General features: G+C 61.8%; 17 protein-coding genes. 5 read left to right on the forward strand and 12 right to left on the reverse strand.

Annotated elements, in window-relative coordinates; genetic code table 11:
- Positions 1-56: 56 nt before the first annotated feature.
- The gene (locus tag C1J04_RS11715) at positions 57-584 is read right to left on the reverse strand and encodes a peroxiredoxin-like family protein (protein WP_009824924.1); all 528 of its coding nucleotides are present in this window, start codon (positions 582-584) and stop codon (positions 57-59) included.
- A gap of 113 nt (positions 585-697) precedes the next feature.
- On the opposite strand from C1J04_RS11715, the gene C1J04_RS11720 reads away from it, so the two are divergent.
- Together C1J04_RS11720 and C1J04_RS11725 are read left to right on the forward strand one after the other, a co-directional pair.
- Positions 698-1,879 carry an NAD(P)/FAD-dependent oxidoreductase gene (locus C1J04_RS11720; protein ID WP_037954462.1) on the forward strand — a complete coding sequence of 394 codons (1,182 nt, stop codon included), beginning with the start codon at positions 698-700 and terminating at the stop codon, positions 1,877-1,879.
- A 170-nt stretch (positions 1,880-2,049) separates the two neighbouring features.
- Entirely contained in the window at positions 2,050-2,433 is a 384-nt protein-coding gene (locus C1J04_RS11725) for a nuclear transport factor 2 family protein (RefSeq protein WP_009824926.1), read from the forward strand.
- Positions 2,434-2,652: 219 nt separating this feature from the next.
- On the opposite strand, the gene C1J04_RS11730 is transcribed toward C1J04_RS11725, so the two are convergent.
- The 4 genes from C1J04_RS11730 to C1J04_RS11745 form a co-directional block, all read right to left on the reverse strand.
- Positions 2,653-3,855, reverse strand: coding sequence for an MFS transporter (locus tag C1J04_RS11730; protein ID WP_216825229.1), 1,203 nt, complete (start codon positions 3,853-3,855; stop codon positions 2,653-2,655).
- A 100-nt stretch (positions 3,856-3,955) separates the two neighbouring features.
- Positions 3,956-5,041 (reverse strand): flavin monoamine oxidase family protein, encoded by a 1,086-nt coding sequence (locus C1J04_RS11735; RefSeq protein WP_009824928.1) that lies wholly within the window; start codon positions 5,039-5,041, stop codon positions 3,956-3,958.
- Positions 5,041-5,229, reverse strand: coding sequence for a hypothetical protein (locus C1J04_RS11740; RefSeq protein ID WP_254655111.1), 189 nt, complete (start codon positions 5,227-5,229; stop codon positions 5,041-5,043). The genes C1J04_RS11735 and C1J04_RS11740 overlap by 1 nt, the downstream gene beginning before the upstream one ends.
- A gap of 1 nt (position 5,230) precedes the next feature.
- Positions 5,231-5,911: a cupin domain-containing protein gene (locus C1J04_RS11745; protein WP_009824930.1), complete on the reverse strand. Its 681-nt coding sequence runs from the start codon at positions 5,909-5,911 to the stop codon at positions 5,231-5,233.
- 126 nt (positions 5,912-6,037) lie between these two features.
- Here C1J04_RS11745 and C1J04_RS11750 point away from each other — a divergent pair, with 126 nt between their 5' ends.
- Together C1J04_RS11750 and C1J04_RS11755 are read left to right on the forward strand one after the other, a co-directional pair.
- Complete coding sequence (locus C1J04_RS11750) at positions 6,038-6,583, forward strand: TetR/AcrR family transcriptional regulator (protein ID WP_009824931.1); 546 nt, start codon at positions 6,038-6,040, stop codon at positions 6,581-6,583.
- Positions 6,584-6,748: 165 nt separating this feature from the next.
- The gene (locus C1J04_RS11755) at positions 6,749-7,750 is read left to right on the forward strand and encodes a YHYH protein (protein WP_254655112.1); all 1,002 of its coding nucleotides are present in this window, start codon (positions 6,749-6,751) and stop codon (positions 7,748-7,750) included.
- Positions 7,751-7,900: 150 nt separating this feature from the next.
- Here C1J04_RS11755 and murD read toward each other — a convergent pair whose 3' ends face one another.
- Positions 7,901-9,304 carry a UDP-N-acetylmuramoyl-L-alanine--D-glutamate ligase gene (murD, locus tag C1J04_RS11760; protein ID WP_037953769.1) on the reverse strand — a complete coding sequence of 468 codons (1,404 nt, stop codon included), beginning with the start codon at positions 9,302-9,304 and terminating at the stop codon, positions 7,901-7,903.
- A 19-nt stretch (positions 9,305-9,323) separates the two neighbouring features.
- Here murD and C1J04_RS11765 point away from each other — a divergent pair, with 19 nt between their 5' ends.
- Entirely contained in the window at positions 9,324-10,262 is a 939-nt protein-coding gene (locus C1J04_RS11765) for a glutaminase (RefSeq protein WP_009824934.1), read from the forward strand.
- 162 nt (positions 10,263-10,424) lie between these two features.
- Here C1J04_RS11765 and mraY read toward each other — a convergent pair whose 3' ends face one another.
- The 6 genes from mraY to rsmH are packed head-to-tail and all read right to left on the reverse strand — an operon-like array spanning position 10,425 to position 17,596.
- Complete coding sequence (mraY, locus tag C1J04_RS11770; protein ID WP_005854153.1) at positions 10,425-11,507, reverse strand: phospho-N-acetylmuramoyl-pentapeptide-transferase; 1,083 nt, start codon at positions 11,505-11,507, stop codon at positions 10,425-10,427.
- A 31-nt stretch (positions 11,508-11,538) separates the two neighbouring features.
- Complete coding sequence (locus tag C1J04_RS11775; protein WP_009824935.1) at positions 11,539-12,975, reverse strand: UDP-N-acetylmuramoyl-tripeptide--D-alanyl-D-alanine ligase; 1,437 nt, start codon at positions 12,973-12,975, stop codon at positions 11,539-11,541.
- Positions 12,972-14,453 carry a UDP-N-acetylmuramoyl-L-alanyl-D-glutamate--2,6-diaminopimelate ligase gene (locus tag C1J04_RS11780; protein WP_009824936.1) on the reverse strand — a complete coding sequence of 494 codons (1,482 nt, stop codon included), beginning with the start codon at positions 14,451-14,453 and terminating at the stop codon, positions 12,972-12,974. Before C1J04_RS11780 ends, C1J04_RS11775 begins: the two co-directional genes overlap by 4 nt.
- A gap of 16 nt (positions 14,454-14,469) precedes the next feature.
- Positions 14,470-16,257: a peptidoglycan D,D-transpeptidase FtsI family protein gene (locus C1J04_RS11785; protein ID WP_005854159.1), complete on the reverse strand. Its 1,788-nt coding sequence runs from the start codon at positions 16,255-16,257 to the stop codon at positions 14,470-14,472.
- Positions 16,254-16,607: a cell division protein FtsL gene (ftsL, locus tag C1J04_RS11790; RefSeq protein WP_005854161.1), complete on the reverse strand. Its 354-nt coding sequence runs from the start codon at positions 16,605-16,607 to the stop codon at positions 16,254-16,256. Before ftsL ends, C1J04_RS11785 begins: the two co-directional genes overlap by 4 nt.
- On the reverse strand, positions 16,604-17,596 hold the full coding sequence (gene rsmH, locus C1J04_RS11795) for a 16S rRNA (cytosine(1402)-N(4))-methyltransferase RsmH (protein ID WP_037953772.1): 993 nt from the start codon (positions 17,594-17,596) through the stop codon (positions 16,604-16,606). Before rsmH ends, ftsL begins: the two co-directional genes overlap by 4 nt.

Below are 17,596 nucleotides of genomic sequence, written 5' to 3' on the forward strand. Positions count from 1 at the left end.
TAGCGCGAAAGGTCACGCGGGGCTAGTGTGTTTTAACCAGCCCCGCGCAAAGCTGCCTATGCCCCGGCGTGCGTGCCGCGGATCGGATAGTCGTTGTCACGCACAAACTTGATCCCGTTCAGCAGCCCCTCCAGATCAGGCCGCGCGAAGGGCGCGTTCGAGATGTCGAGGATCTGGATATTGCCGTCACCATTCACCACAAAGACGCCGGGCTCCGCGAAGGGCTGATCGGTTTCTTGCGGGCTGCGCGGGTCAGAGACATAGAGCCCCAGTTCGCGCATCTGTGAGATGCTCATGTCATAGCCGATGGACAGCGACAGATCCTGCTCTTGCGCCATCTCGCGCGCCTTGTCTTTCGGGTCACCCGACACGGCAACAACGTCCACACCTGCCTTGTTGAAATCCGCGACCAGCCCGTCCAGCGTCGACAGGTATTTTTTGCAGATCGGGCAGTGCAGACCGCGATAGACGACCACCAGTTGCCAGTCATGATCTCCCCGCGGGGTGCCAAGGGTCAGCATGCCGCCTTGCAGCTCTGCCACGGTCAGTTTCGGGAATGCGTTACCTGCGTCCAATACGTTCATCGGGTCTCTCCTTTAATTGCTTCGTCACTCCCGGAATTAGTCTTCATGCGCCGGGTTACCACCCCGCTCACGGCCACTTGACCGGCTTGCGTGGCGGGGGCTATGGCGGGGCCATGCAATATGACACGGTAATTTTAGGCGCAGGGGCCGCAGGCATGATGTGCGCGGCCCACGCAGGCGGATCGGTGCTGGTCGTGGATCACGCCAAAGCACCGGGCGAGAAAATCCGCATTTCGGGCGGCGGGCGCTGCAATTTCACCAATATGCACTGCACACCTGATGCCTTCATCTGCGCCAACCCCCATTTCGCCAAATCGGCGCTGGCGCGCTATACCCAGTGGGATTTCATCGAACTGGTAGACGCGCATGGGATCGCGTGGCACGAAAAGACCCTCGGCCAGCTCTTCTGCGACACCTCCGCCAAAGAGATCGTCGCCATGCTGCACGGCCTGATGCAAAAAGCCGGTGTTGACCTGCGGCTGCACAGCACGCTGACAGATATCGCCGCGCGTGATGCCGGATATAGCATGACCTTGCACACGCCCGACGGCACCACGCCGATCACTACGCGCAACTTTGTCGTTGCCTCTGGCGGGAAATCCATCCCCAAGATGGGGGCGACGGGGCGCGCCTATGAAATCGCCGCGCAGATGGGTATCCCCGTCACCGACACACGGGCGGGGCTGGTGCCCTTCACCTTTTCCGACGCCCGTTTCGCGCCCATATCCGGCACCGCGACGCCCGCGCGGGTGACTGCCCAAGGCCCCGCCTTTGACGAAGCTTTGCTGTTCACCCACCGTGGCCTCTCCGGCCCTGCCGTGCTGCAAGCTTCAAGCTACTGGACCGAAGGCGCGCCGATCACGGTGAACCTGCTGCCCGACAGTGATCTGCTGGCCAAGCTGCGCAGCCAACGCCAGACCTATGGCCGCCGCAACCTGACGACAGAGCTTTCCCACCACCTGCCCGCGCGGCTGGTGGATCATCTGTCGGGGATCATGGACCTTGGCGGCAACCTCGCCGATTGGTCGGATGCAAAACTCGGCACCCTGATCGACAGGCTGTCGCACTGGGTGATGACCCCTTCTGGCACCGAAGGCTACCGCACCGCCGAAGTCACCCTCGGCGGGATCGACACCGACGCGCTGTCCTCCAAAACACTGGAGGCCAAGACACGCCCCGGTCTCTACTTCATTGGCGAGGCCGTCGACGTGACCGGATGGCTGGGCGGCTATAACTTCCAATGGGCCTGGTCGTCCGCCATGGCCTGCGCCGCAGATATCGCACAGAAACAGTAATTTCCAAATGGCCCTAAATCCCGGGGGAGCCGCCATAGGCGGCGGGGGCAGCGCCCCTGGCCCGACACCATCGACCCAAAGCTGTCATCGACGCATGGAAGCGACCCCGCAATGCAGCTTCCCCAATGCAGACATGCGCCACACTATCGGTAAATTCAGAAAGGAAGACCATGCGTGACCCAGAAACCGACAAGGCCAACGTCATCGCCTTTTACGAAATGATGTTCAATGATTGCCGCCCCGCCGACGCCATCGCGCGCTACGCCGGAGCGCAGTACATTCAGCACAATCCCCATGTGGCGGACGGCAAGGCGGCCTTCGTTGACTATTTCGAACGGATGGCCCGCGAACATCCGGGCAAACATGTCGAGGTCAAGCGGTCATTCGTGGACGGCGATCATGTGATCCTGCATTGCCATCAGCTATGGCCCAACGGTCCCGATTATGCAGGGATGGACATTTTCCGTCTCGATGATCAAGGCAAGATCGTCGAGCATTGGGACGTGCTTCAGGAGATGCCTGTACAAAGTAACAACGACAACGGGATGCTTTGATGCAATGAATGCCGTGCGAGCACAGCATTGAAAGGTCAAAGCTATGCGTTGGCATTTTTCCCAAGAGCCGAGCCGCAAGCCCTTAAACAGCGTCGACAATCAACGTGCCGCCAACCCCAACAAGCGTCGCAGTTATAAGAACTTGTGACGCAGGCATGTTAAGTTCTTTCTTGAGGTTGGCGGTACCTTGCCAGTTTTTGAGACAGTATTGGCACCGCCCTATACGCGCCGCGCCGCTTGCCAGACCAAGGGCGCAAGCACGATGGCAATGAAGGGAAACATCAAGAGATTGATGAGATGCCATCCCGACGCTTGCATCAGTGCGCCGGAAAAGAACGAAAGCGCCGCGACTGTGCCGAAAACGGCGAAATCATTCAGCCCTTGGGCACGCCCGCGCTCGGCCTCTGTATGCGCGGCGGCCACCATCGCAGTCGCTCCGATAAAGCCAAAGTTCCATCCGATCCCAAGAAGGATGAGAGAGATAAAGAAATGCCTCAGATCCAGACCGGTTAGCGCAACAGCACCTGAAATGCCGATGATGATCAGGCCAGCGGCGGTGACCTTTTCCTTGCCGAACCGGGCGATCAGCTTGCCCGTCACAAGGCTTGGCGCGAACATCGCCAGCACATGCCATTGAATACCCCAGGCTGCGTGGTCAATCGAATGCCCGCATCCGACCATCGCCAGCGGTGCCGCCGTCATGACGAATGACATAAGCCCGTAAGACACCACGCCAGCGGCGACCCCAAGCATGTATTTAGGCGACGCCAGAAGTTGGGGCACGGTGCGCCCCCCGTCATCGGAAGACGTTTGCGCTGTGACTGCGGGTTGGCGGCCCCTTAACCGGGTCAGAACAAAAAACGCGATGAGCGCCAGCGCCGCTTGGCTCAGGAAACTGCCCGCAAAGGGCACGCCCGGCACAGCGTCGCGCGTGGCAATGACCAGTTGCGGGCCGATAATGGCAGCGACCAGTCCGCCGACCATGACCCATGAAATGGCGCGCCCCCTGTCTGCCCCTTCGCGCCCGTCGGCAGCTGCGAAACGGTAAGACTGTACATAGGACGCATAGAGCCCCGCCAGAAACGTTCCCAAACAGAAGAATATGAACGCCCCAAAGGATATCGCACCAGCGGCGATCAATCCCGACAACACGCCGATCATCGCGCCCAGAAGATAACCGCTGCGCCGCCCGTATTGTCGCATGATCCAAGCGGCAGGCACCGTTCCAAGGGCAAGCCCAAGATTATAGATGCTGACCGGAACGGTCGCCAAAGCAGGGTCAGTTGCGAGGTCCTGACCAACCAATCCCCCCAGCGAGATCACAATCGGTCCGCTGGCAGCCCCCAAAGATTGGGCGAGGATCAGCACCGTCAGGTTGCGCCGGAACCCGGCGGTTTCAGTCGCGTCTATTGTCCGAGTCATCATATGTTATCCGTATGGCCACCATGCCCGTTGGATTGGCTTGGCGCGGCGTGTTTTCATTTTTCTATTGAATGCGCAAACCCATGCGGGCGGGTGGTGATCAGGTCTGCATGGGGTCGTGCAGCGCCAGCGTGCTGGCCGCATGTTCTGCCGCCTCTAATGCGCCCTCCAGAAAGCCTCCGAATTCCGGGGCGGTTTCGGTCGACGCAAATATCATTCCGCGTGCTGAAAGGGCATGCAGGTTGGACGGCAAACCATAGCGGGGGTGGCTTCGGACAGGCTGTCGATCCTGTGGGCGCGCGATGTGGGGAATGGTCGCCCAGTCTTGCAAAACAAGGTGCATCGGGTCGGCCATTTCCGGACCGAACATCGCCGTAAGCTGCGTCACCGCAAGGCGCATCAGCTCATCTTTGTGCTGGGCACGCGCATCCGCAGGGACCCCGACAAAACCAAATAGCGCATAGGGACCGCCCTGCCTTGGCGAGGCATCGTGGATTTCGACCATTGGCCCTTGCTGGCTCATGGCGTCGCCGGACAGCCCGGCATGTCGCCAATGAGGCTGATCGTAAACCGCAATGATCTTGGCCTGACCGGCCATCCAGGTCGGCGTGTCTTGCAATACCTGCATTTGGCCCGCATCCAGTGCGGGTTCGAAGGAAACGGTATCGGCGATGACCCGAGGCGGCATGGCCATCACGATCCGGTTGGCCGTGATGATCTGTGCGCTGCCGTTTTGATCAACCTGCGCCGTGATGTTGCCCGCCGAGTGATCGACCGACGTCAGCCGCGTGCTGGTCATGATCTTCACCGGATTCAACCCTTTGGCCAAAGCATGCACCACAGAGCCGATCCCACCGGCCAAGCGGTACGACCCCTCCATAGAGGCATAGCCGCGCCCGCGCTGCACGGTGCCGTTTTGCTCTTGATAAACCAAGTCACCAGTTGAAAACTGCCCAAACACAGGGATCTGAAAGCGTTCCGCGAGGGCCGCCATGCGCGGCTGGCCCGGCCAGAACCATGCAGGCCCAAGGTCGAAGGCGCCACCCGAAAACTCATGTGTAAGGATGCGCCCGCCAAGGCGGTCCTGCGCTTCAACCAGCAAGAAATCGCGGCCTTGGCGGGCCAGATGGTCGGCAAGCGCAAGACCCGACAAACCACCGCCCACAATCAGAACATCGGTCTGCATCAGAACGCCTCTCCCATCGGCCTGAGGTCCAGCTCAGGAGTCCAGGTGGACCGTGGTTGATCCGCCAGCGCCAGATAGGTTCGGGCAATATCCTCCGGTTTCATCATCCGTGCGGGGTCCATACTGTGCAGGTCGCGGCTGGCAAGACCGGCACCCGCCCCGCCAATGACTGCAAGTGGATCTGTCATCTTATCCCCCGACATTCGGTGCCGTCGGCGTGTCTGCAAGATGGCCGGATTTGACCCAAAGCCGCGCCCCATCAGGGCCGGAAACGGCGTTCAGCGGCGTGTGGGGCGGTAGGCGCAGCCAGGAATTGACCCCGAAGACCTCATCCCCTTCGATATAGCTTCCTTCGACCACAAGGGCTTCGAACCCGTTGTGGCCGGCCTGTGTCACTGCCACGTTGGGCTCCCAAAGCTCGATCCGCACCCGTTCGTGCGCATCCGCGAACAGCGGGATTTCTGAAACACCCTCACGCACCGGCTGCGGGGTCTGGGTGGTGGTGTCTATGGTGATCTGCTGACGGTCATCCATGTCGAACTGCCACAGCTTGACGAAGATCGTCGCCCCCTCGGCCGAGCTTGGCGTGTGCGAAGACGTCGGCGGGTTGCGCACATAGGTGCCGACCGGAAAGTCACCGTGTTCGTCCTGAAACACGCCCTCAAGCACCAGAAACTCTTCGCCGCCCGTATGGGTATGGGCCGAAAACGCGCTGCCCGGCGCGTAGCGGACGATGGTCGTCGCCCGCGCGACTTCGTCCCCGATCCGGTCCAGCATCCGCCGGTCCACGCCCTTCATCGGAGATGCAACCCACGGCTGCCGATCCGAATGCACAACAGCACGTTCATCAAAATTTGCGTTCAGGTCCATGGTACATCCTTCCAGTTCAGCGCGAAGCGGCGCTGCATAGCTACCTATCAGTTGATAGGCTTCCAGTTAGATATTGCCCTCTCCCCTGTCAACACCTATCTACCACATGATAGACAGGAGCCCCAAATGCCGCAGACAATGAAAGACAAAATCCTTGATGCCGCTGAAAAGCGTGTCCGTGGTGCCGGTTTCTCGGCGATGAGCTTTCGCGACCTGGCAAGCGATGTCGGCATCAAAAGCGCAAGCGTTCACTATCACTTTCCTACCAAACCTGATCTTGGCGAAGCTTTGGTGGATCGCTACACCAGCCAGTTCAAAGAGCACCTTGAACAGATCGATACGGCCAGCTTGCAAACGGCGTTGGACAGCTATGTCGCGCTCTACTCTCAAGCGCTTGTCTTGGACGAAACCATCTGCCTTTGCGCGATCATGGGCGCAGAAGCGATCGGGCTGCCCAAGAATGTTAACCAGAAAACAAAGGCATTCTTCAAAATGAACAGGCTGTGGCTGCTTGACCTGTTCCACCGTAATGGCGTCGAAAACCCCGAAGACACGTCCTGCCTCATCGTCGCGGCGCTGGAAGGCGGCATGATCGTTGCGTCATCCTCCGACGATCGTGCGATGTTCGACCAGATCGCCAAGGCCGCGATCCGAAGTATCGCCAAGATTTGACGTCGATACGGCAGCGCCAGAAAAATTCTAGGGCGCTATATTTCTGTTGAATAAGAACGACGGAAATTTGGCACGTGTCCGTTTAAGGCCTAGCTTCGGCTTGGCAGCGCCTCGACCCGAAGTTGGAAGTATAGATACCGGCATCTCATGGGAGATCAGAAAATCATGTCCAGGAAAACTCTCTATGGGACAGCCGCCGCATCGGTTGTGCTGGCCGCCGCATCCCTGATCTATTCGCCTTCATCGGCTCAGAATGTGAAACAGTCGAATGACACTGCGGCGGTCGTTGAAGCGGCAAATTGGGCAGGTCATGTCACGATCACGGTCGATGCTGACGCAAAGACATTCCGCTTCCAATCTAACGGCATCCCGGACCACGGCTTTGCGGAACAATATCTGATCCCAAGCGATCCCAACGATCAACCTTTTGCCGACAAGCCGCTGGAGTTCTTTGACGTGCAGAACTCTGCCGACTACTTCAAAGAGACCGAGATCGACGCGACAATCACAACGCAGCCTGTCTATTCGGATACATCAACGAATACCTCGCTGGGGAGAATTGGCGTGGCCTTGAGCGGCGCACAGATTTTCAACGATTACGAGAACCCCGACCGCTCCGTCGTTGCGATTGACGATCAGGTTGTTCATGATCACGTGGCATTTCTGGACAACTGCAACGGGCACACGCTCGTGGACGGGACGAATTACCACTATCATGGCATCCCTGTTTGTATCGCCGAGGCCGCGGCGCAAGCCGGGCAACATTCGCGGATGATCGGTGTTTTGGCCGACGGCTTTCCGGTCTATGGCAACAATGATGTCGGTGGCATTGTCGTGGTGAATGACGATCTGGATGCGTGCAGCGGCCACTCCGGCCCGACACCTGAATTCCCGGAAGGGATTTACCACTACCACCTCACAGCAGATGAAGCGCCCTATATGATCGACTGCTACCATGGTGAGGTCGACGTGGCCGCGAACAATGGCCCCGGTGGCGGTGGTGCCGCACCGGATTTTGCCGCAGTTGCCGATCAACTGGGCATCACAGAGGCTGAATTGGTCGGGGCACTTGGTGACACGCGCCCGCCGGACTTTGCCGCGGCAGCTCAGGCTCTTGGCGTCAGCGAAGGCGACCTGCGCGCAGCTATGCCCGCACCTGGCCAGTAAAGACCGGATCTGGTGGAAAAACTCGCCTATGCCATAATCGGGGCGTCGATGACCCCGATCAAACAATCAGTCACGCGCCACGATCTGGACCGGAGCAGACCGAAACACCGCAATCTTTGCCCATGCGGCGCTCCTTCCCCAAAAACGCAGTTACGCGTCCGTCAGATGCTTCTGCACCTGCGCGACAAAATCCTCTCCGCGGCGCTCGAAACTGTCGTATTGGTCAAAGCTCGCCGCCGCAGGGGCCAGCAGAACGACGTCCCCCGCCTCGGCGTCGTTGATCGCGCGTGCGACCGCGACGTCCATCGTGCCACAGACCTCGGCCTCGACCCCCAGCTTCATGGCAAACTGCGCCGCCTCGCGTCCGATCACATAGGCTTTGCGCACCGTCTCCAGCGGTTCTGACAAGCTGCCCAAACCGCCCTCTTTCTCCAGCCCGCCGCAGATCCAGCGGATGTTCTTGAACGCCGCCAGTGCCTTGACCGCACTGTCCACATTGGTCGCCTTGCTGTCATTGACGAAGCGCACGCCCCCCGCCTCGCCCACGGTCTGGCTGCGGTGCGGCAGGCCGCCAAAGGAATGGAACGCCGCTTCGATGATCTTGGGCGCGAACCCCAGCGTGCGACAGGCGGCATAGGCGGCGCAGGCGTTCTGGTGGTTATGCGCGCCGGGCAAGCCGGTGATGCTGCGCAGATCGATCGACCCGATCTGCTTGCCGCCGCGATATTCCGACAAGAAGCCTTTGCGCGCGAAGACCTGCCACCCAAGCCCCGTGAGCTTGCGGTCCACCGACACGCGGATCACCCGGTCGTCGGCCGCCCCTTCGCTCAGCTGTCCCGCCAGAAAACGCCCTTCGGGTTCATCCACGCCAATGACGGCACGATCCGGCCCGCCTTCAGCAAAGAGCCGCCGTTTGGCCGCGAAATAGCCGCCCATGCCCGCATGGCGATCCAGATGATCGGGGCTAAGGTTGGTGAAGACGGCGACATCCGGCGTCAGATTGCGCGCCAGATCGGTCTGGTAGCTCGACAGCTCCAGCACCACGACCTCGCCGTCAATGGCAGGCTCTATGTCCAGCACCCCGCGACCGATGTTTCCCGCCAGCTGCGTCGGGCGGCCCGCGTGCTTGAGAATGTGATGCACCAACGCCGAGGTGGTGGATTTCCCGTTCGACCCGGTGATCGCGATGATCTTGGGCACCACGTCAAAGTTATCCCAGGCCAGCGTCGCGAAGCTTTGGAAGAACAGCCCGATGTCATTGTCCACCGGCACACCTGCGTCCTGCGCGGCGACAATCACCGGGTTCGGTGCGGGATAAAGATGCGGGATGCCGGGCGATACGATCAGCCGCGCGATATCATCAAAGACGCCGGCCTTGCCCAGATCCACACAATCGAACCCTTCGGCCTGCGCGGCGGCGCGCGCGGCGGGGTTGTCATCCCAACAGATAGGCACAGCGCCCCCGGCGGCCAGCGCACGGGCCGCAGACAGCCCCGACCGCCCGAGCCCCAGAATGGCGACCTTTGCGCCGGTCAAACCTTGAACTGGTATCATGCCTGCTCTCCTGTTAGCGATGACCCTGAAACTTTCGGAGCCCCTTATGCCCCCTCTGCCAGAGATTTTAGCCCAGCTCAACGCCGACATGCGCGCCACGGAGGACTGGGGAGACGTGGCAGCCTATATCCCGCAGCTGGCCTCTGTCGATCCTGCGCAATTCGGTATCGCGATCACCACCGCGGACGGTGAGGTCTTTACCGCCGGAGATGCCGATACGCCGTTTTCCGTGCAATCCATCACCAAGGTCTTCACCCTTGCCATCGCCCTTGGACGGTCAGGCGACCAGCTGTGGAAGCGCGTGGGCCGCGAGCCATCGGGGCGTGCATTCAATTCCATTGTGCAGCTTGAGGCCGAACAGGGCCGCCCGCGCAACCCCTTCATCAACGCCGGTGCCATTGTCACCACGGACGAGGTGCTCACGGGCCGCGAACCGCGCGAGACCTTGGCCGAAATCCTGCAATTCGTGCGCGCCGCCGCCAGTGACGACGACATCCACATCAACGAAACCGTCGCGGCCTCTGAAACCGCCCATGGCCACCGCAATTTTGCCCTGGCGCATTTTCTGGCCTCCTGCGGTAACCTGAACAACCCGCCGGAGAAGACGCTCGGCACCTATTTCCACCACTGCGCCATCGACATGTCCGCGCGGCAACTGGCGATGGCCGGACGGTTCCTGATCGAAACCGACAAGCTCCCCCGCATGATCCTGCCGCCCCGCATCCGGCGCCTCAATGCGCTGATGCTGACCTGCGGGCATTATGATGGGTCGGGCGATTTTGCCTACCGCGTAGGGCTTCCGGCGAAATCCGGTGTGGGCGGCGGTATCCTTGCCATTGTCCCCGGCCGCGCCAGCATCGCCGTCTGGTCGCCGGGTCTGAACCGCTATGGCAACTCGAAAAAAGGCACCCAGGCTATGGCCCGCCTCGCGCGCGAAATGGGCTGGTCGATCTTCTGACGCCACCACGTCTTCCAGCCTCCCCCGCCCTTCATTTTGCCAAATAAACTCCGGGGGACGCGGCCCCTTGGCCGCGCGGGGGCTGGCCCCCGTCCGCCATAAAAAAAGCGCGCCACACCCCTGTAGCGCGCCCTCTGGTTTCTTACCGCTTTGATAAACGGCTCAGCGGACCTTCAGCGTCGCCAGCCCGATCATCGCGAGGATCAAAGAGATGATCCAGAAGCGGATGACGATCTGCGGCTCGGCCCAGCCTTTCTTTTCATAGTGATGGTGGATCGGTGCCATCAGGAAGACCCGTTTGCCCGTGCGTTTGAAATAGAGCACCTGAATGATCACCGACAGCGCCTCGACCACAAACAGGCCGCCGACGATGGCCAGCACCAATTCGTGCTTGGTGGCAACCGCGATGGCCCCCAAGGCGCCGCCAAGGGCCAGCGATCCGGTGTCGCCCATAAAGACCGCGGCGGGGGGGGCGTTATACCACAAAAAGCCCAGACCACCGCCAAAGATACCTGCGGTAAAGACCAGAATCTCGCCCGTGCCCGGCACATAGTGCACGTCCAGATATTCGGTGAAATCGACGCGGCCGACGGCATAGGCGATTACGCCAAGCGCCCCAGCGGCGATCATCACGGGCATGATCGCCAGCCCGTCCAGCCCGTCCGTCAGGTTCACCGCATTCGCCGCCCCCACGATCACGATGATCGAGAAGGGCACGAACAGATATCCAAGGTTGATCAGCGTGTTCTTGAACACGGGCAGCGCCAGTTGGTTCTGCAGCTCTGCGGGGTGGAACTGCGCCGCCCAATAGGCCGCGCTGCCCGCGATGATAAAGCCCAGCAACAGACGCATTCTGCTGGAAACACCAGCGGTCGTCTGCTTGCTGACCTTGGCGTAGTCATCGGCAAACCCGATGGCGGCAAATGCCATTGTCACCAGCAGCACCATCCACACAAACGGGTTGTCCAGCCGCGCCCACAGCAGGGTGGAGGTCAGCAAGGCCCCCACAATCAGCAGCCCGCCCATGGTCGGCGTCCCCGCCTTGACAAAATGCCCCTCGGGTCCGTCATCCCGGATCGGTTGCCCCTTGCCCTGCCGTTTGCGCAGCACGGCGATCAGCGGCTTGCCGAACAGAAAGCCAAACACCAGCGCTGTCAGGAAGGCCCCACCGGCGCGGAAGGTGATGTAGCGGAAAAGGTTAAAGAAATCGCCGCCATCTGACAGGAGGGTCAACCAATAGAGCATCGTACGCGTCCTAACTCAAAATCTTGTGGGCTTAGCCCTGTCGTTCATTCGGGACCGGATGGCCCATTTTGCGGATCGCGTCAACGATCAGCCCTAGTTTCATGGACAAGGAGCCTTTGGCGAGCACAACATCGCCACTGTCCAGATGCGATGAAAGCGCGGGCAGCAGGTCGGCGGCGGTTTCGGCCCATTCCCCGCGTTGATGCGCGGGCAGCAGGTCATAAAGCGACTTCATCAGCGGGCCCACACAGTGGATCACATCCAGCTTTTTGGTGGCGTCGAGATGCGCGAGCCCTGCGTGCAGCGCAATCTCGTCCGGTCCCAGCTCCTTCATGTCCCCCAGATAGGCGATGCGCCGCCCCTTGCTGACGCGGCCGATGTCATGGGTCACCTCGGCGGCGGCCAGCACCTCTAGGGCGGCGGCCATTGAGGTGGGGTTCGCGTTATAGCTATCGTCGATGAGGTTCAGCGTCAGATGGGTGTCGACCACGTCGAGATGGATGACCTCTCGCACGCCGCGCCCCTTATACGGTGTCCAGCGCCCCAACGAGGCAGCAGCCAGCGCCAGATCCGCGCCCATGGCCTGTGCAGAGGCCAAGGCCCCTAAAGCGTTCATCGCGAAATGCCGCCCCGGCGTTCCGATCTTGAACAGCAGTGGTGTGCCGTCGGCGTCGGCGCGCACCACGGTGGTGTCGCCCTGCACCTGCACATCCAGCAGTTTGTACTGATAGCCATGCTCGCCAAATTCGACCTCGCGCAGACGGCGATCCACGGCCTTGGCCATCAGGATCGCGGCGTGTTCGATGTCAGCGTTGATCACCGCCACGCCCCCCGGTTGCAGACCGTCAAAAACGGCGGCTTTCTCGACCGCGATTTCCGCGACATTGGCAAAGGCTTCCAGATGCACGGCGGCGACGGTGGTGACCATCGCGACATCCGGCTTGGCCATCTGCGCCAGCGGAGAGATCTCTCCGGGGTGGTTCATGCCGATCTCGATCACGGCATATTCTGTATCCGCAGGCATCCGCGCCAGCGTTAGCGGCACACCCCAGTGGTTGTTATAGCTGTCGACAGAGGCATGCGCCCGCCCTTGGTCGGCAAAGATCGCAAGTAGCATTTCCTTGGTCGAGGTCTTGCCGACGCTGCCCGTCACCGCGACGACCTTGGCCTGCGTGCGGGCCCGCGCGGCGGCACCAAGCGCCTCCAGGCCCTTGAGCACATCCTCGACGATCAGCAGGGGTGCATCCTCGGCCACGCCCTCGGGCACATGGGTGACCAGCGCGGCCCCTGCCCCTTTTTCCAGCGCCATGGCGACAAAATCATGCCCGTCGCGCACGTCTTTCAGCGCGACAAACAGATCCCCCGGTGCAAGGGTGCGGGTGTCAATCGACACGCCGTCACAGGTCCAGTCCCCGATGGCGCGGCCGCCGGTGGCGCTTTCGGCCTCTTTTGCTGTCCACAAGCTCATGCCAATCTCCCATCCAGCGCCGCGACGGCGACGCTGGCCTGTTCCACATCATCAAAGGGTAGCACATCGTCACCGATGGTCTGTCCGGTTTCATGGCCCTTGCCCGCGATCAGCAGCGCGTCGCCCGTGCCGATGGCGTCGATGCCCCGCAGGATCGCCTCGGCACGGTCACCCACCTCGGTCGCTTCTGGCGCGCCCTCCATGACGGCGGCACGGATGGTCGCCGGATCTTCGGAGCGCGGGTTGTCATCGGTCACGAACACCAGATCCGCATGGGCCGCCGCCGCCTGCCCCATCAGCGGGCGTTTGGCGCGGTCACGGTCACCGCCTGCGCCCACGATAGCGACCAACCGGCCCATGACATGGGGGCGCATCGCTTGCAGGGCGGTGGCGATGGCGTCGGGGGTATGGGCGTAATCCACAAACACCGCCCCGCCATTGTCCCGTGTGGCGGCAAGCTGCATGCGGCCGCGCACGGTGGTCAGATGCGGCAGCGTGTCGAACACATGGGCGGGGTCCGCCCCGCAGGCAATCACCAGCCCCGCCGCGAGCAACACGTTGTCCGCCTGAAACCCGCCAATGAGGTTCAGGCGTTTCTGGTAGGTCTTGCCGCGATAGCTGAACCGCAGGTCCTGCCCCGTCGCATCGAAGCGCTGGCCGATCAGATGCAGATCGCCGCCGTCGCGCCCCACGGTGATCACCTCGCAGCCACGGGCGCGTGCGATAGCGACCATATCGACCCCTTTGGGATCATCGATATTGATCACCGCCGTGCCGTCCTCGGGCAGTACCCGCGAGAACAGTCCGGCCTTGGCGTCGAAATAGGCGTCGAAGGTCTCGTGGTAGTCGAGATGGTCTTGGGTAAAATTCGTGAACCCCGCCGCCTTGAGCGTGACGCCATCCAGCCGCCGCTGGTCCAGCCCGTGGCTCGACGCCTCCATCGCGGCATGGGTGATACCGTTGGCAGAGGCGTGGGCCAGAGTGCGGTGCAGGGTAATGGGCTCGGGCGTGGTATGCGCCAGCGGTGCCGTCCATGCGCCTTCCACGCCAGTGGTGCCAAGGTTGACAGCCGCCAACCCCATCTCGATCCAGATTTGCCGCACGAAGGTGCTGACAGAGGTTTTGCCATTGGTGCCGGTGACGGCAATCATCGTCTGCGGCTGCGCGCCGTACCATAGGGCTGCCGCGCGCGACAGCGCCTCGCGGGGGGCATCGGTGACGACAAGGGCGACCTCCGCCTGTGCCAGCGCGTCAGCGGCCAGCGTGGCCCCCTCGGCGTCGGTCAACACGGCCACCGCGCCCATGCGCAGCGCATATTGGATAAACTCGGCCCCATGGACCTTGCTGCCGGGCATGGCGGCGAACAGGGTGCCGGGCTGGACCTGACGGCTGTCGACGCTGATACCTGTAACGGGCGGGTTGCCCCCCCCTTTCGCGGTCAGACCAAGGGAGGATAACGGGACGGCCTGTGTGCCCATGGGGACGCTCTTTATATTAGTTGCTGCTGGAGAGCGTTATATCAGCGAGGCTGTCCGGTTCAACAGTCGGTCGCAGACCCAGCAAGGGCGCGACGCGACGGACCATTTCCGCGGCCACGGGCACGGCTGTCCAACCGGCCGTGCGGCGAGGTTTGTCGCCCGAGGTCTCGACAGGTTCGTCCAGTGTGACGATCAGCACGTATTTGGGATCATGCGCCGGGAACATGCTGGCAAAGGTCGCGATGACCGTATCCTCAAGATAGCCCCCCCGGGGGCCGGGTTTATCCGCCGTACCGGTCTTGCCGCCGATCTGGTAGCCGGGCACTTCGGCAAAGCTGGCCGTGCCTTCGGTCACCACCGCACGCAGCATGGCGCGGGCATCCGCCGCCGCGCGTTCAGACATCACACGCGGGCCGACCACGGGGCCAGATTGCTTGCGCAACGTCGGGGTGACCTTGTGCCCGCCATTGGCGATGGCGGAATAGCCCGCCGCCAGATGCATCGGGCTGGAGGACAGACCGTGGCCATAGGAGACGGTTACGGTGCTCAGCTCTTGCCAGCGCTGCGGCAGCAAGGGCTTGCCGCCAGAGGCTTCGACGATCTCGAAGGGGGTTGGTTCAAAAAACCCGAGGTTTTTCAGGAATTCCTGCTGACGCTCCGCGCCGATCTCAAGCGCAAGCCGCCCTGTCCCGCGGTTGGAGCTGTGCACGATGATCCCCGTCACCGTCTGCTTGCCGTAGTTCTTGCCGTGGAATTCGCCGATGCGGAAGCCGCCGACCTTCATCGGGCCAGAAGTGTCGATCACCGTATCCGCAGTGGCAATGCCAAGGTCGATCGCCTGTGCCGCGGTGAAAATCTTGAAGACAGAGCCAAGCTCGTAGACGCCTTGCACCGACCGGTTGAACAGCGGGCTGTCGGACGCATCGCCCGTGACGGCGGCATGGGGCCGGTCGTTGGGGTCGAAAGAGGGCAATGATACGGCGCTGATCACCTCGCCCGTGTGCACATCCATCAGGACCGAGGTCGCCCCCTTGGCGTTCATCAGCTTCATGCCGCCATAAAGAATACGCTCGGACGCGGCCTGTACGGTCATGTCGATCGACAGTTCCAGCGGCTTGTTCCCATTGGCCGGATCGCGCAGATAATCGTCAAAGTATTTCTCTGCTCCCGCGACGCCAATCACCTCGGCGGCATGGACACCCTCGCGGCCATAGCTGGCCCCGCCCATGATATGGGCGGCAAGCGACCCGTTGGGGTAAAGGCGCATATCACGCGGGGCAAACAGCAAGCCCGGCTCGCCGATATCATGCACGGCCTGCATCTGCTCGGGGCTGATTTTCTTCTTGATCCACAAGAACTTGCGCTTACCGGTAAAGTCGCGCAGCAGGCGTTCCTCGTTCAGGTCGGGGAACACGGCCATCAACTTTTTCACGGCCCCCTGCGGGTCGATCATGTGGTGCGGCTGCGCATAAAGCGCATGTGTCTCAAAGTTGGTCGCCAGCAGATTGCCATTGCGATCCACAATATCGGCGCGGGTGGCCGAGATCACTGAACCGGGTGCCGCCGCGCGCGGCTCTGTCGGGTCGGTGGTCGCCATGACCCCCATACGCGCACCCACGACGGTGAAGGCGCAGAAAAAGAAGACACCCAAAACCAGCAAACGCCCCTCGGCGCGCTGCCGCGAGGCGTCGCGCATCTGCTCGTGGCGGATACGCTTGTTCTCGCGCTCGATCGCATCGGGGTTTTCGCCCTTTTGACGGGCTTCAAGAATACGGGCCAGCGGGCGCAGCGGGGTGCGGATCATTCGGGGGCCTCCATCGAGGATACGTCAACGCCGTCGGTGATTTCGAACAGCGGCAGTTCTGGCAGCGGCGGGTAGCTCACCTGATCGATAGATCCGAACTGGTCGGGATGCAGCGGCAAGAGGTTCAGCCGGTCAAAGTTCAGCTCTGCCAGATCGCGCAGACGGTCGGGGCGGTTCTGATAGGCCCATTCCGCCTTGAGCACGGCCAGACGGCTGTAGGCTTCGCGGATCTCATAGCGCAGGTCATCGGCATCACTCAGGGCTTGCTGGGTCGCGTAATTCTCGCGGTAGGCCCAGAAGGCCAGCCCGATCACCGAAAAGGTGGTTAGGATGTAAAGCACGGTTCTCATACGGTTAATCCCCTGACCATAGGCATGCCGAGTGCCTTGGCATCGATGCTGCCCGCAGGCGCATCAGTGCGAATTGCGACGCGCAGCTTGGCCGAGCGGCTGCGCGGGTTCTCTTCCAGCTCTTGCGCATCCGGCCCGATGGCCTTGCGCTTGAGGATCTTGAACTGCGGCTCGGGTGCTTCGATTTCGGGCGCAAAGCGATTGGCGTTGCCCCCTGCCCCCGCACGCGCCGTCAGGAAGCGTTTGACCATACGGTCTTCGACCGAGTGGAAGGTCACAACGGCCAGCTGGCCACCGGGTTTCAACGCGCGTTCCGCCGCCATCAACCCGTTGAACAGCTCGCCATATTCATTGTTCACCGCAATGCGCAGCGCTTGAAAACTGCGGGTCGCGGGATGCGACTGGCCGGGTTTCGAGCGCGGCAAACAGCCTTCGACCAAGCCTGCAAGCGCCAGCGTTGTGGTGATCGGGGCTTCTTCGCGGGCACGTACGATCGCTTTGGCGATGCGGCGGCTGGCGCGTTCTTCACCGTATTGGAACAGGATATTGGCAATCACCTCTTCCTCGGCCTCGTTGACGATATCCGCCGCCGAGGGGCCGTCCTGGCTCATCCGCATATCAAGCGGCCCGTCACGCATGAAAGAGAACCCGCGCTCTGCCAGATCCAGTTGCATCGAGGACACGCCCAGATCGAGCACGATCCCGTCCAGATCCTGTGCATAATCGTCCATCTTGGAAAAGACGCCGCGCTGCATGACGATCCGGTCGCCATAGTCACCGGCCCAGGCCTGCGCCATCTCAAACGCCAATGGATCACGGTCCACCGCCACCACCTGCGCAGCACCCGCGTCCAGCAGGCCACGGGTATAACCGCCCGCGCCAAAGGTGCCATCCAGCCAACGCCCCGAAACAGGGGCCACCGCCGCCAGCAAGGGGCGCAGCAGAACCGGTGTGTGCGGGGCGGAGGGGGTATCGCTGGGTCCGCTCAT

It is taken from the genome of Sulfitobacter sp. SK025, assembly GCF_003352105.1.
Classification (GTDB): domain Bacteria; phylum Pseudomonadota; class Alphaproteobacteria; order Rhodobacterales; family Rhodobacteraceae; genus Sulfitobacter; species Sulfitobacter pontiacus.